12 protein-coding genes are annotated in these 14,303 nt (G+C 61.2%); all 12 read right to left on the bottom strand.

Features of this window, described 5'->3' with window-relative positions:
- Positions 1–74 precede the first annotated feature (74 nt).
- Entirely contained in the window at positions 75–1,352 is a 1,278-nt protein-coding gene (locus tag AC1DU9_RS04235; RefSeq protein ID WP_223458314.1) for a flavohemoglobin expression-modulating QEGLA motif protein, read from the bottom strand.
- A 32-nt stretch (positions 1,353–1,384) separates the two neighbouring features.
- Positions 1,385–1,939, bottom strand: coding sequence for a hypothetical protein (locus tag AC1DU9_RS04230; protein WP_223458312.1), 555 nt, complete (start codon positions 1,937–1,939; stop codon positions 1,385–1,387).
- 140 nt (positions 1,940–2,079) lie between these two features.
- Positions 2,080–2,796: a TetR/AcrR family transcriptional regulator gene (locus AC1DU9_RS04225; RefSeq protein ID WP_223458310.1), complete on the bottom strand. Its 717-nt coding sequence runs from the start codon at positions 2,794–2,796 to the stop codon at positions 2,080–2,082.
- 99 nt (positions 2,797–2,895) lie between these two features.
- On the bottom strand, positions 2,896–4,398 hold the full coding sequence (lysS, locus tag AC1DU9_RS04220) for a lysine--tRNA ligase (RefSeq protein ID WP_057716207.1): 1,503 nt from the start codon (positions 4,396–4,398) through the stop codon (positions 2,896–2,898).
- 116 nt (positions 4,399–4,514) lie between these two features.
- A protein-coding gene (gene prfB / locus AC1DU9_RS04215; protein ID WP_185754790.1) for a peptide chain release factor 2 occupies positions 4,515–5,610 on the bottom strand; the annotation gives its coding sequence in 2 pieces (ribosomal slippage) (positions 4,515–5,537 and positions 5,539–5,610; 1,095 coding nt in all).
- Positions 5,611–5,855: 245 nt separating this feature from the next.
- Positions 5,856–6,857, bottom strand: coding sequence for a response regulator (locus AC1DU9_RS04210; protein ID WP_223458308.1), 1,002 nt, complete (start codon positions 6,855–6,857; stop codon positions 5,856–5,858).
- A 48-nt stretch (positions 6,858–6,905) separates the two neighbouring features.
- Positions 6,906–7,916, bottom strand: a complete 1,011-nt coding sequence (cheB, locus tag AC1DU9_RS04205) for a chemotaxis response regulator protein-glutamate methylesterase (RefSeq protein ID WP_223458306.1) — start codon at positions 7,914–7,916, stop codon at positions 6,906–6,908.
- Positions 7,913–10,192 carry a hybrid sensor histidine kinase/response regulator gene (locus AC1DU9_RS04200; protein ID WP_223458303.1) on the bottom strand — a complete coding sequence of 760 codons (2,280 nt, stop codon included), beginning with the start codon at positions 10,190–10,192 and terminating at the stop codon, positions 7,913–7,915. Before AC1DU9_RS04200 ends, cheB begins: the two co-directional genes overlap by 4 nt.
- Positions 10,189–10,869, bottom strand: a complete 681-nt coding sequence (locus tag AC1DU9_RS04195) for a chemotaxis protein CheW (RefSeq protein WP_223458301.1) — start codon at positions 10,867–10,869, stop codon at positions 10,189–10,191. The genes AC1DU9_RS04200 and AC1DU9_RS04195 overlap by 4 nt, the downstream gene beginning before the upstream one ends.
- Positions 10,866–12,137, bottom strand: coding sequence for a CheR family methyltransferase (locus AC1DU9_RS04190; protein ID WP_223458299.1), 1,272 nt, complete (start codon positions 12,135–12,137; stop codon positions 10,866–10,868). Before AC1DU9_RS04190 ends, AC1DU9_RS04195 begins: the two co-directional genes overlap by 4 nt.
- Entirely contained in the window at positions 12,134–12,670 is a 537-nt protein-coding gene (locus AC1DU9_RS04185; protein WP_223458297.1) for a chemotaxis protein CheW, read from the bottom strand. Before AC1DU9_RS04185 ends, AC1DU9_RS04190 begins: the two co-directional genes overlap by 4 nt.
- Positions 12,670–14,292, bottom strand: coding sequence for a methyl-accepting chemotaxis protein (locus AC1DU9_RS04180; protein WP_477809762.1), 1,623 nt, complete (start codon positions 14,290–14,292; stop codon positions 12,670–12,672). The genes AC1DU9_RS04185 and AC1DU9_RS04180 overlap by 1 nt, the downstream gene beginning before the upstream one ends.
- Positions 14,293–14,303 lie beyond the last annotated feature (11 nt).

The following is a 14,303-nucleotide window of genomic DNA, read 5'->3' as shown; positions in this document are numbered from 1 at the left end:
CTGTCAGCTTGCACCCATGTTGAATGTTATGCCGCCATCGCGAGCAAGCTCGCTCCCACAGGGGGACCCGTTGCTCACAAAATATTGGAGTAATCCGCCTCGATCCGGTCCAGGCTCAGGTGGTTGAGGAAGTTGGAGAAGCACATCCACGCCGACAGCGCGTTCATGTCGCGGAACTGTTCCGGCAGGTACTTGGGCGGCACTACCAGGCCTTCGTCCACCAACTGACGCAAGGTGCGCATGTCTTCCAGGGTGGTCTTGCCGCAGAACAACAGCGGTATCTGCTCCAGCTTGCCTTTGCGCACGGCCAGTTGAATGTAGTTGTAAATCATGATGAAGCCCTTGAGGTAGGACAAGTCTTTGGTAAATGGCAGACCTGTCGGCACCGAGCCACGGAAAACGCGACTGGCGTTGCTGTAGCTCTCGGGCATCTCGAAACCTTGCTCGCGGAAGAACTCGAACACCTGCAAAAAGTCCGCGCCCTCCTCAACCATGTGAATGGCGCGGGTACGGTTGGTGAGCTTGCGCAGGCGACTCGGGTACGAGGCGAAGGTGATGATTTCCATCAGGATCGCCAGGCCTTCCTGGGTCACCGTCGACGAGGGCGGGCCCTTGGAGAGGAAGGTGCAGATCGGCTGGTTCAGGCCGTTGAGGGTGGTGCCGACGTGCACCAGCCCTTCGTGGACTTCCAGGGCGCGCACATCGCGGTCGTTGAACATCGCGTCGGCGCGGATCTTGATGTAGTCGGCGCCCGCCGCCGCATCGGCGACGATGCCGTCGGACTCGAACACCCGGATTGTTTCCTCGGCCTCGCCGAACACCTTGTTCAAGCGGTGTTGCAGCAGGCTGACGGCCTCCTTGGCGGTCAATGTCTTCGGTTCATCCTTGAGGTCACCACGACCGTCGATGTTGTTCAGGTATTCGGACAGCATCATGCCCAGGTCAGACAGCGTCGGATCGCCGGCGTGGAATGCGTCCGACGCGGCGCCGTACAACTCCTGGGAAATCAGGCCGAAATCCTCGGTGCCACGCGCTTCGAGCATACGCACCACCATGCGGTATTCCTTGCACATGCGCCGCATGATCTGGCCGACCGGGTTGAACTGACCGAGCTGGCGGGTAATGTCGCGCTCGATGTTCTGGAACTCCAGCTTCACTTTGCTGGAATCGAACGCCAGCGGCCGGTTGAGGTAGTAGTCGCGGTCAACCGCCGGCATTTCCTTGCCCTGGGCCTTGAGGAAGCCCTTGCGAATGTTGTCGTCCCATTTGACCGCATCGAGGACGCGGATCGGCGTCTGCGCCACCACAATGCGATCGGACAAAATGCGTATCGACTGTTGGTAATCGTCCACGCGAAACTCCTGTAGAAACCTGTTGGTGCCGGTTATTTGGCTTTGGCCTGACGCTGATAGCGCACCGCTTCGACGAACACATCGGAGTTGGCCGGGTCGTCGAGGTAGGCGGCGACTTGATCCATGTGGCTGTCGATCAATACGCCATCGCCGTCGTTGGTCTGGAAGCTTTCACCGCTCAGGGCTTTTTGCTTCATGGCCTGGTTGATCTGGTCGAGGTCGAGGTTGTAGACCACCAGTTCATGCTTGTCGGTCAGCTCAAACCCGCCGATGGTGAAATGCCCGCCGAATTGCGCCGGCACCTTCGCCGACAGGTACCAGCGGTTGCCATGGCGCGACAGGGTGAACGGGTAGGCTTCACGTTCCCTGGGCCTGGCCCGGTAGTAGCTGACGGCCTGATAGCGGTTGTCGCCGATGCGGGTCAGTTCGAGGTTGAGCGGCTCGCCCCAGGCATTGGTGCTGGTCCATTTGCCGAGCAATCCTTTGGGCGCGGGGTCGCTGGCAGGCAGCGGTTCCTTGAAGGCCACCAGACAGCCACTGAGCAGCAGGAACGACAAGGCGATCACAACGACACGCCAGGCTTTCATTCAATACTCCCTATGAATACACCGCTGACCTGTAGGAGCGAGCCTGCTCGCGATGAGGGTGTGCCAGACAACATCAATGTTGAATGTTAAGCCGCCTTCGCGAGCAGGCTCGCTCCTACAGAGGTAACTCCCGCCCGGAACTACACCGACGCCAGCACCAGGTGCATGTAGCGCGTCAGGATGCCGAGCATTTCCTCTTCGGCGGCAGGCTCGTCTACGTTGAGCAGCCCCTGATATTCCATCCGGCCGATAATCGCCGTCAACACCTTGGCATCCTGATGCGGCTCGCGCGAGCCCAGCACCTGGAACAGCTGGCAAGAGCCCTGCAGGAGGATTTGCTGATGCGAGCGCACCAGCTCGGCCAGGCGCGGGTTGAGCAATGCTTCCTGACGAAACGCCTGCTCGGCCATCAAATGTTCACGGCGATTGACCAGTTGCCGGTGAACGTAATCGGTCATCAGTCGCGCAATATCGTCCGCCAGTTTCGAGCGCGCCTGCGGGCTGCCATCGCCACTGGCGATCATGTCGCGCAACAGGCCTTCGTTGTTCACCCACAGTTTGCCCATGTACGCCGCACTGCGTTCCACGTATTGGGCGAAGGTATCGGTGAGCAAGTCATCGATATCCTTGAAATAGTAAGTGGTCGCCGACAACGGCACTTGCGCCTCGGCGGCCACCGCACGGTGCCTTACGGCCCGTACACCGTCACGCACGACAATGCGCATGGCAGCATCCAGGATTTCCTGTCGTCGCTGCTCGCTGCCCTGTCGGCTGGCCTTGCGGCCCTGGTACTGAACACTTTCAGCGACCGCAGTGGCGACACCCGCTGCACCTTCTTGAGCTATTGCACGAATCACGACAGGTATTTCCTCTCAGATGAAAGTAACAAGTTGATACGTTTGTACCAGACAGGCAATAAAAAACCGCCTGAAAAGGCGGTTTTTTAATTGAAACACTTACGCTTGCGGCCGCATGTGCGGGAACAGGATCACGTCGCGGATCGACGGGGAGTTGGTCAGCAGCATCACCAGACGGTCGATACCGATGCCTTCACCGGCCGTTGGCGGCATGCCGTACTCCAGCGCACGAACGAAGTCAGCGTCGTAGTGCATGGCTTCGTCGTCACCGGCGTCCTTGTCGGCCACCTGGGCCATGAAGCGCTCGGCCTGGTCTTCCGCGTCGTTCAACTCGGAATAGGCGTTGGCGATTTCACGACCACCGATGAACAGCTCGAAACGGTCGGTGACGTTCGGGTTGTCGTCGTTACGACGGGCCAGCGGCGACACTTCGAACGGGTACTGGGTAATGAAGTGCGGCTGCTCAAGCTTGTGCTCGACCAGTTCTTCGAAAATCATCACCTGCAGCTTGCCAAGGCCTTCGAAGCCCAGCACCTTGGCGCCGGCTTTCTTGGCGATGGCGCGGGCCTTGTCGATGTCGTTCAGGTCGTCAGCGGTCAGCTCGGGGTTGTACTTGAGGATCGAGTCGAACACCGACAGACGCACGAACGGCTCGCCGAAGTGGAACACCTTGTCGCCGTACGGCACGTCGGTGCTGCCCAGAACCAGCTGCGCCAGTTCGCGGAACAGTTCTTCGGTCAGGTCCATGTTGTCTTCGTAGTCGGCGTACGCCTGGTAGAACTCCAACATGGTGAATTCAGGGTTGTGACGAGTCGAAACGCCTTCGTTACGGAAGTTGCGGTTGATCTCGAACACTTTCTCGAAGCCGCCAACAACAAGGCGCTTGAGGTACAGCTCCGGCGCGATACGCAGGAACATGCCCATGTCCAGCGCGTTGTGGTGGGTTTCGAACGGCTTGGCTGCCGCGCCGCCCGGAATGGTTTGCAGCATCGGCGTTTCCACTTCCAGGAAGTCACGTTTCATCAGGAAGCTGCGGATGTGGGCGATGACTTGCGAACGCACGCGGAAGGTCTGGCGCACGTCTTCGTTGACGATCAGGTCAACGTAGCGCTGGCGGTAGCGCTGTTCGGTGTCGGTCAGGCCGTGGTGCTTGTCCGGCAGCGGGCGCAGGGATTTGGTCAGCAGGCGCACGCTGGTCATTTCAACGTACAGGTCGCCCTTGCCGGAACGGGCCAGGGTGCCTTCGGCGGCAATGATGTCGCCCATGTCCCAGGTTTTCACCGCGGCCAGGGTTTCTTCGGACAGGGTCTTGCGGTTGACATAGACCTGGATGCGCCCGGTCATGTCCTGGATCACCATGAACGAACCACGGTTGAGCATGATGCGACCGGCAACCTTGACCGGGATCGCAGCCTCTGCCAGCTCTTCCTTGGTCTTGTCCGCGTACTGTTTCTGCAGTTGCTCGCAGTAGTTTTCGCGGCGGAAGTCGTTCGGGAAGGCATTGCCCTTGGCGCGCTCGGCAGCAAGCTTTTCCTTGCGCAGGGCGATCAGGGAGTTTTCTTCCTGTTGCAGGGCTTGCGGGTCGAGTTCTAGGTCGCTCATGTCTTTAAAAATTCCATCACAGGTTCGTTGCCCCCGGGCCCTTCGGCCCGGGGATCGCCAGCAGGGCTGGCTCCTACAGGGATCGAGTTGAATCAGCCGATCCTGTATTGCGTCTTTTACAGCCCTGATTTCAGGCTGGCTTCCAGGTATTCGTCGATGTCGCCATCGAGCACCTTGTCACAGTCGCTGCGTTCGATGTTGGTGCGCAGATCCTTGATCCGCGAAGCATCGAGCACGTACGAACGGATCTGATGACCCCAGCCGATATCGGACTTGGTGTCTTCCAGCGCCTGGGACGCCGCGTTGCGCTTCTGTATTTCCTGCTCGTACAACCTGGCCCGCAGCATTTTCATGGCGGTGTCTTTGTTGGCGTGCTGGGAACGTTCGTTCTGGCAGCTGACCACGGTGTTGGTCGGTACGTGGGTGATACGTACGGCCGAGTCGGTGGTGTTTACGTGCTGACCACCGGCACCGGAGGAGCGATAGGTGTCGATCCGCAAGTCTGCCGGGTTGATTTCGATTTCCACCTTGTCATCGATCTCGGGGGAAACGAACACCGCCGAGAAAGAAGTGTGGCGACGGTTGCCGGAGTCGAACGGGCTCTTGCGCACCAGACGGTGCACGCCGATCTCGGTCCGCAACCAGCCAAACGCGTATTCGCCCTTGATGTGCACGGTCGCGCCCTTGATCCCGGCGACTTCACCGGCCGACAGCTCCATGATGGTCGCGTCGAAACCGCGTTTGTCGGCCCAGCGCAGGTACATGCGCAGCAGGATGTTGGCCCAGTCCTGGGCTTCGGTGCCGCCGGAACCGGCCTGGATGTCCAGGTACGCGTTGTTCGGGTCCATTTCATGGCTGAACATGCGCCGGAATTCCAGCTTGGCGAGGCTTTCCTCGAGACGGGCCAGCTCGGCGACGACATCGCCCACTGCGCCTTCGTCGTTCTCTTCAACGGCCATGTCCAGCAGGTCACGGCAATCGGCCAGACCGGTGTTCAGTTCGTCGAGGGTATCGACGATCTGCGCCAGCGCAGCGCGCTCGCGGCCCAGTTCCTGGGCGTATTCAGGTTTGTTCCAGACACTCGGATCTTCAAGCTCGCGATTGACCTCGGTCAGACGCTCATGCTTTTGATCGTAGTCAAAGATACCCCCGAATAGTTTCGGAGCGCTCGGACAGGTCCTTGATGGTGTTCAGGATCGGGTTGATTTCCATGACGGGCAGCACTCGTTGGCGAACTTTTGAAAGCCGGCGAGTATACCGGGAAACGGCCGATAACGGCAGTCCGCTTGGCCGAAAAGACGGGTTTACAGACGTTCTTTACAGCGATTGAGGCCATTGTGGGAGCGAGCTTGCTCGCGATGACGGAGTGTCAGTCCATGGAACTATCGACTGACACAACGCCATCGCGAGCAAGCTCGCTCCCACAGGGCTTTGCGTCGCTCAGGAAATAGGGTAGATCACTCCACGCCCACCTGATTACGCCCATTGTTCTTCGCCGAATACAGCCCCTTGTCCGCCGCCAGGATCAGGTCGCGGCAATTGCTGCCCGCTTTCGGGGTGATGGTCGACAGGCCGATGCTTATGGTCAGGCTCGAACCTTCGGTGGGCGAGTTATGCGGGATCTTCAGGGCGGCCACGGTCTGGCGCAGCTTCTCGGCCACCAGCCGTGCCCCGCCCTGGGAGGTGTTGGGCAGCACCAGGGCGAACTCTTCGCCGCCGTAGCGGGCCGGCAAGTCCGAAGGCCGGGCACTGGCGTCCTTGATCGCCGCGGCGACCTTGCGCAGGGCTTCATCGCCCTCCAGGTGACCGAAGCTGTCGTTGTAGGCCTTGAAGTAGTCCACGTCGATCATCAGCAACGACAACTGGCTCTGCTCACGCAGCGAACGGCGCCATTCCAGTTCCATGTATTCATCGAAGTGCCGACGGTTCGACAACCCGGTCAGGCCGTCGGAATTCATCAGGCGTTGCAGCACCAGGTTGGTGTCGAGCAGTTGCTGCTGGCTGACCCGCAGCGCGCGGTACGCCGCGTCCCGTTGCAGCAGGGTCATGTAGGAGCGTGAGTGATAGCGGATACGTGCGACCAGTTCGATGTTGTCCGGCAGCTTGACCAGATAATCGTTGGCTCCGGCCGCAAAGGCCGCGCTCTTGATCAACGGGTCTTCCTTGGTCGACAGGACGATGATCGGAATGTCCTTGGTCGCCGGGTGATTGCGGTATTCACGTACCAGGCTCAGACCGTCCAGTCCCGGCATCACCAGGTCTTGAAGAATCACCGTCGGCTTGATGCGCACCGCGTGGGCGATGGCCTGGTGCGGGTCGGCGCAGAAGTGGAAATCGATATTCTCTTCATTCGCCAGGCCGCGGCGCACGGCTTCGCCGATCATGGCCTGATCGTCCACCAGCAACACCATGGCGGCGTTTTCGTCGGTCTTGAAGTCGTCGAGCTGTAATTCATTCATGTGCGGTCACCTGAGTACTACCTGAGCCAGGGATGAGGGAAAAGGTGCTCATTTGGCGAATATCTCCAGCAATCGTGGTGCTATCTTGTCCAGCGGGCGAATCTCCACGGCAGCGTCGATGGCCGCGGCCGCCTTCGGCATGCCATACACCGCACTGCTGCGCTGGTCTTGTGCGATGGTCAGGTAGCCCTGTTGGCGCATGAGTTTAAGCCCCTGGGCGCCATCACGCCCCATGCCGGTGAGCAAAACCCCCACGGCGTCACCATTCCAGTAACTGGCCACGCTTTCGAAGAACACATCGATGGAGGGCCGGTAGATCTCGTTGACCGGTTCGGCGGTGTAGGCCAGCGTGCCGTTTTTCAGCAGGCGAATATGGTGATTGGTGCCGGCCAGCAATACCGTGCCGCTTTGCGGCGGCTCGCCTTCCTCGGCCAGGCGGACGTTGAGACCGCTGGCGCTACTGAGCCATTCAGCCATGCCGGCGGCAAACACCTGGTCAACGTGCTGCACCAGCACGATGGCCGGAGAAAAATTGTGCGGCAGTCCCTTGAGCAAGACTTCCAGCGCTGCCGGCCCACCGGCGGATGAGCCAATGGCGATCAGGCTCTGGCGTGAGCCCGTACTGCGCAACGGTGCCGGCGTCGGACGCGGGCGGTTGCCCTTGTCGCCGATCAGCCAGCTGATGTTCAAGATTTTGCGCAACAACGGCGCGGCCGCTTCCTGGGCATTGCCGGCGCCGAGGGCCGGGGTATCGACCACGTCCAGCGCACCGTAGCCCATGGCCTCGAATACCCGGTGCACGTTCTGCTGGCGATCCACGGTGACGATGACGATGGCACACGGAGTCTCGGCCATGATCCGCCGCGTGGCCTCGACGCCATCCATCACCGGCATGATCAGGTCCATCAGAATCAGGTCCGGTGTGTCCTGCGCGCACTGGCGCACCGCCTCGGCGCCATTGCCGGCGACCCAGACCACCTCGTGGGCCGGCTCGAATGCCAGGGCGCGGCGCAGGGCCTCCACCGCCATGGGCATGTCATTGACGATTGCGATCCTCATGCCCGCGCTCCTCCGATGAGCTCGACCACTGCATCGAGCAAGGCGTCGTCATGAAAACTGGCCTTGGCTAGATAATAGTCGGCCCCGGCATCCAGTCCACGGCGCCGGTCCTCTTCACGATCCTTGTAGGACACCACCATCACCGGCAACGATTGCAGGCGATTGTCCCGACGCAGCAGCGTGACCAGTTCGATGCCATCCATGCGCGGCATATCGATGTCGGTGATCAGCAGATCGAAATCCTCCGAACGCAGCGCGTTCCAGCCGTCCATGCCGTCCACCGCAACCGCCACGTCATATCCGCGATTGAGCAACAGCTTGCGCTGCAACTCTCGCACGGTCAGGGAATCGTCCACCACCAGAATTCGTTTGCGGGCCGCCTCGACCACCTGATCGCTGCGACGGGCAATGCGCTCCAGACGCCCAGTGTCGAGCAATTTATCCACCGAACGCAGCATGTCTTCGACATCGACGATCAGCACCACCGAACCGTCATCGAGCAAGGCCCCGGCGGAAATGTCCTGCACCTTGCCCAGACGCTCATCCAGTGGCAACACCACCAATGTCCGCTCACCGATAAACCGTTCCACTGCCACGCCGTAGATCGCATCGCGCTCGCGAATCACCACGACGCTCAGGGTTTGCCCGCTGTTCTGGCAGGCCGGACGTTGCAGCAACTGACTGGCCGCCACCAGGCCGACATGCCGGCCTTCGTGCCAGAAATGCTGGCGGCCTTCGACCTGCACGATCTCCGCCGGCTCCAGGTCGCACATGCGCTCGATATGCGCCAGCGGGAAGGCATAGGCTTCGTCGCCGACTTCCACCACGAGGCTGCGCACCACCGACAGGGTCAGCGGCACCTCAAGGTGGAAACGACTGCCCTCGCCCGCCGTCTGCTCCAGCACCACCGCGCCGCGCAACTGCCGGACCATGTGCTGCACCGCATCCAGGCCAACGCCGCGACCGGACACCTCGGTGACCGTGTCGCGCAAACTGAAACCGGGCAGGAACAGGAATGTCAGCAACTCCTCTTCGCTCAACTGAGCGGCGGTTTGCGCGGGCGACAAACTTCGTTCAACGATGCTGCGACGGACCTTTTCCAGGTCCACGCCATTGCCGTCATCGCTCAATTCAAGCACCAGCAAACCGGCCTGATGGGACGCGCGCAGGCGAATCAAACCTTCAGCCGGCTTGCCCGCCAGCAGCCTTTGTTCCGGGGTTTCGATGCCGTGGTCGACCGCATTGCGCAACAAGTGAGTCAACGGCGCTTCGAGCTTTTCCAGTACGTCGCGATCAACCTGAGTCTTCTCGCCTTCAATCTCAAGTCGCACCTGTTTGCCCAGATCACGCCCCAGATCACGGACCATACGCACCTGACCGGTCAGCACATCGGCAAACGGCCGCATGCGACAGGCCAGCGCCGTGTCGTACAACACCTGTGCCCGCTGGCTGGCATGCCAGGCGAACTCATCGAGTTCGGCGTTCTTTTCCATAAGCAACTGCTGGGATTGCGCGAGCAAGCGCCGGGCATCCTCAAGGGTTTCCTGGGCCTCCAGGCTCAAGGCGTGATCCTTGAGATGCACGTTGAGACTCTCCAGTGCACGCAAGCTGTTGCTCTGCATGCGCTTGAGCCGCTGCATGGTCGCAAGGTGCGGTTTGAGCCGCTGGGTTTCCACCAGGGATTTGCTCGACAGATCGAGCAAGCTGTTCAGGCGCTCGGCGGTGACACGCAGCACACGTTCGCCGTTTTCGGTGGTGCGTGTGGTCTTGCGCGGGGCTGGCGCCGATGGCGGTTCGGCGGCAGTCATGGGCGGCTCGACCTTGGGCGCGGGTGCTTCGGGTTGAAGTTCGGCCATCACCGGTTCTGCTGGCGCAATCAACGGCGCCGTCGGGTCCAGTAACCGCGCCATCAATGCCACGTAGGCGTCGATGTCCACGTCCCCCGGCGTGCTGCCTGGCGTGGCAATGCGCATCAGCAAATCGGTGCCTTGCAACAACGCATCGATGTGCCCGGGACGCAGCACCAGGCGCCCTTCCTGGGCACTGACCAGGCAATCCTCCATCACATGGGCAACGCTGACCCCGGCATCGACGCCAACGATCCGCGCCGCCCCCTTGAGTGAGTGCGCCGCACGCATGCACGATTCAAGTTGATCGGCCAGGGTCGGGTCGCGCTCAAGCGCCAGCAGGCCGACACTCAAGACCAGGGTCTGGGCTTCGGCCTCCAGGCTGAACAGCTCCAGCAAAGAAGCGTCGCGCATTTGCTCGGGGGTCATGTGAGGCTCCGGGTCACGGCGGACAGCAGCTGTTCTTCATCCAGCCAACGCAGGCTGCGACCTTTGAATTGCAACACGCCACGGGTGTATTTGGCGCTGGCCTGAGCACCCGAGCGCGATGCGGTATCGAGGATGATTTCGTCAATGGCGTGAATCCCGTCGACTTCGTCCACCGGCACCACCACTGGCCCGCCGTGGGCCGCGATGATCAGCATGCGCGGCATGACCCGCGTGCCGGACACAGCGCTGCCAGTGTCGTCGAGCCCGAGCAACTCCACCAACGACAGGCAGGCGACCAGCGCACCGCGCACATTCGCCACGCCGAGCAAGGCCCGGGAGCGCTGGTGCGGCAAGGAGTGAATCGCCTGCAGCGGCGCCACCTCGACCAGACTGCGCGTGGCCAGGCCCAGCCATTCTTCACCCAGACGGAACATCAACAACGAGCGGGTTTTCACCTCGCTCTCGACCGTGACGGACACTGGCCCGCGATCCTCCTGCTGCAACGCATAGCGATCGAGCAAGCGTGTGGCGGCCGCCGAATACACCGCACAATTGCGGCAATGAATATGCTCGGCCAGCAACGGGCAAGACTTGTCGCCATGGATACCGATACGGTTCCAGCAGTCGTCGATGGCCTGGGCATCCCGGGTGACGCTAAAGGTGTCGGAGGCGATCATCGTTTACGCTCACTGTCGGTGGTGCGTGCGCTACGGGCGGCACGTACCTGCAATCGCCTGGCTCCCGCCACGTCGCCCTGGGCCTGCAGCAATGCAGCCAGGTGCATCAACGCTTCGGGATGTTGCGGTTCGAGGTACAACGCCTTGCGATAAAAGCCCTGGGCTTCGAGGACGTTTCCGACGACATCACTGAGCAGTCCCAGCCAATAGAACACCTGGGCTACCGGTTCATGACTGCGCAAATAGCTTTCGCAAGCGGCCCTCGCCTCGGCGCTTTTGCCTTCGTTGGCTAGCGCGGCGATGTTCGCCAGCAGCACGACCGTATCGACGCCAGACGTTTTCGGCGCAGAAGCCAGCGGCACAACACTGGCGAATGGACGACTGCGCGCTGGCGCAGGCGGTGGATTACGCAGCGGTTGCGGCACTGGCAATGGAGCAGGCACGAATGCCGGCAAGGGATCAGGGTCCGGAGCCCCCTGTCGACTGAACGCGAAGGACTGCGCGATACCGATCGAGCGCATCCCCAAACGCCCCAGCAGACTGCCTTCGGCCGGCCCGATAAACAGCACGCCGTCAACGTGGGTCAGGCCCTTGAGCACTTCGAAGACTTGCTTCTGGGTCGGCTGGTCGAAGTAGATCAGCAGGTTGCGACAAAACACGAAATCGAATGGCGGTTCACCAGCCAGCAAGGCCGGATCCAGCAGATTGCCGACCTGCAAGCGCACCTGCTCCTGCACACACGGGTTCAGGCGATAGTTGTCACCCTCGGCAATGAAATGGCGATCGCGAAACGCAATGTCGTCACCCCGAAAGGAATTCTTGCTGTACAAGGCGCGCCTGGCTTTTTCCACCGACAACGGGCTGACGTCCATGCCGTCGACCTTGAACTGGTGCGGCTTGAGCCCGGCATCGAGCAACGCCATGGCGATCGAGTACGGTTCTTCGCCAGTGGAACACGGCAAACTGAGAATCCGCAGTGCGCGCAGGTTGTTGATCCCGGCCAGACGCTTGCTCGCCAGCTTCGCCAGGGTGGCGAAGGATTCCGGATAACGGAAGAACCAGGTTTCCGGAACGATCACCGCTTCGATCAACGCCTGCTGCTCGTCCCGCGAGCCCTGCAAGGTGTGCCAATACTCATCGGCCGAAGGTGCTTGCGACGCTATGCTGCGTTGGCGCACCGCTCGCTCGATGATTGCCGGTCCCACCGAGGTCACGTCGAGTCCGATACGCTCTTTGAGGAAGTCGAAAAAGCGCTGATCGCTGCTCATGACCGCTCCTCCAGCAGTGCCGGATCCAGTGGCGGCGAGGGAAACAACAAGGAGCGAACCTGTTCGTCCAGCAGATCGCTGACCCGTACCCATTGCAGCAAGCCCTGCTCGTCCTTGCGCACCGGCCCCAGGTAAGGCGTGTGCCGATTTTCCAGGCCGTAGGGCTGAAAATCCGCTGGATCGCAGCGCAAGGTGTCGGTCGCCTGTTCCAGAATCAATCCGAGCAGCTGTGCTTCGGTAGTTTCATCCGGGCGATAGTTGACCAGCACCAATCGCGTGCTGGTACGGGCCTGTGCAGGCGTACCGAACGTCAGTGCGCTCAAGTCGATCACCGGCACCACGGCGCCCCGATAGGCGAACACCCCGGCGACCCAGGCGGGGACATGGGGAATGGGCTTCAAGGGCAGGCGCGGCAGCACTTCCGCCACCTCGACGGCCTGCAACGCATAGCGCTCGCTGCCGATGCGGAACACCAGAAACAATGCATGCAGCGCCCGCTTCACGGCAGAGCGTTTGGCCGTGATTTCGCTCATCAGACTTTGAATCGCGAAACGCCGCTGCGCAGCCCGACGGCCACCTGGCTCAGCTCATCGATGGCGAAACTGGCCTGACGCAGAGACTCGACGGTCTGGCTGCTGGCATCGCCCAACTGTACCAGCGCATGGTTGATCTGCTCGGCGCCGGTGGCCTGGGCCTGCATGCCTTCGTTGACCATCAGCACCCGCGGCGCCAGCGCCTGAACCTGATGGATGATCTGCGACAACTGCTCGCCGACCTGCTGCACCTCGGACATGCCGCGACGCACTTCCTCGGAGAACTTGTCCATGYCCATGACCCCGGCCGATACCGCCGACTGGATCTCGCGCACCATTTGTTCGATGTCGTAAGTGGCCACCGCCGTCTGGTCCGCCAGGCGCCGCACTTCGGTGGCGACCACGGCAAACCCGCGCCCGTACTCCCCGGCCTTCTCGGCCTCGATGGCGGCGTTGAGCGACAACAGGTTGGTCTGGTCGGCGACCTTGACGATGGTCACCACCACCTGATTGATGTTGCCGGCCTTCTCGTTGAGGATCGCCAGTTTGGCGTTGACCAGATCGGCCGCGCCCATCACCGAGTGCATGGTTTCCTCCATGCGCGCCAGGCCCTGTTGCCCGGAGCCGGCGGCCACGGAAGCCTGATCGGCGGCGGTGGAGACCTCGGTCATGGTGCGCACCAGATCCCGGGAAGTGGCGGCGATCTCACGGGAGGTCGCACCGATTTCCGTGGTGGTAGCGGCGGTTTCAGTGGCGGTCGCTTGCTGCTGCTTGGAAGTGGCTGCAATTTCAGTGACCGACGTGGTCACCTGCACCGACGAACGCTGGGCCTGGGACACCAGAGATGTGAGCTCGGTCATCATGTCGTTGAAGCCGGTCTCTACCGCGCCGAACTCGTCCTTGCGCTCCAGATTCAGGCGGCTGCTGAGGTCGCCAGTGCGCATGATTTCGAGGATTTTCACGATGCGGTTCATCGGCGCCATGATGGCGCGCATCAACAACAGGCCGCAGAGGGCGGCGGCCAGCACCGCGATCACCAGGGAAATGCCCATGATGGCTTTGGCGGTGACCACCGCATCATCAATGGCCGCGATTTCTGTGTCCGCCACGGTCTTGTTATGCTGCAGGATGTCATTGACTTTCATTCGACCCGCTATCCAGGTCGGGGTCAGCTCACTGTGGAACATGTTGACGGCCTCGGCGTTCTGGTTACGTTTATGCAACTCGATCACCGCGGCCAGAATCCGGTGGTAGTCCTCATGAAGTTTTTCGAACGCTGCGTAATCGACCCTGTCTTCTTCGTCGGCCATCGTTGCACGGTAGAGGTCCATCTGCTCCTTCAACCGCTCGGCGAAGCCCTTGAAGTTCGCGGCATCCTCGGCAGTGAAGCCCTGCCCTTCCTCCAGGCCGAGCATGGCCTGCATGCGTACATAACTGTCGGACCACGCGCCACGAATCATCGAACTGTAATACACCCCTGGCAGAGCGTCCTCACGCACGCTGGCCTCGCTGTTTTCGATCGTCAACAGCCGGGAATACGAGACGACCACCATCAGCAACATGATGGTGATAATTACCGCAAAGCTCGCCAAGATGCGTTGGCGCAACGTCCAGTTCTTCACAGTCATTCCTC

Source organism: Pseudomonas sp. P4_C1 (genome assembly GCF_056402155.1).
Note: the sequence above shows the minus strand (reverse complement) of the source record. Positions and strands in the feature narration are given on the sequence as shown.

Coding starts and splice junctions, on each gene's coding strand:
- AC1DU9_RS04230 (WP_223458312.1), bottom strand. CDS start 1,939: ATGAAAGCCTGGCGTGTCGTTGTGATCGCCTTGTCGTTCCTGCTGCTC.
- lysS (WP_057716207.1), bottom strand. CDS start 4,398: ATGAGCGACCTAGAACTCGACCCGCAAGCCCTGCAACAGGAAGAAAAC.
- AC1DU9_RS04210 (WP_223458308.1), bottom strand. CDS start 6,857: ATGAATGAATTACAGCTCGACGACTTCAAGACCGACGAAAACGCCGCC.
- cheB (WP_223458306.1), bottom strand. CDS start 7,916: ATGAGGATCGCAATCGTCAATGACATGCCCATGGCGGTGGAGGCCCTG.
- AC1DU9_RS04200 (WP_223458303.1), bottom strand. CDS start 10,192: ATGACCCCCGAGCAAATGCGCGACGCTTCTTTGCTGGAGCTGTTCAGC.
- AC1DU9_RS04195 (WP_223458301.1), bottom strand. CDS start 10,869: ATGATCGCCTCCGACACCTTTAGCGTCACCCGGGATGCCCAGGCCATC.
- AC1DU9_RS04190 (WP_223458299.1), bottom strand. CDS start 12,137: ATGAGCAGCGATCAGCGCTTTTTCGACTTCCTCAAAGAGCGTATCGGA.
- AC1DU9_RS04185 (WP_223458297.1), bottom strand. CDS start 12,670: ATGAGCGAAATCACGGCCAAACGCTCTGCCGTGAAGCGGGCGCTGCAT.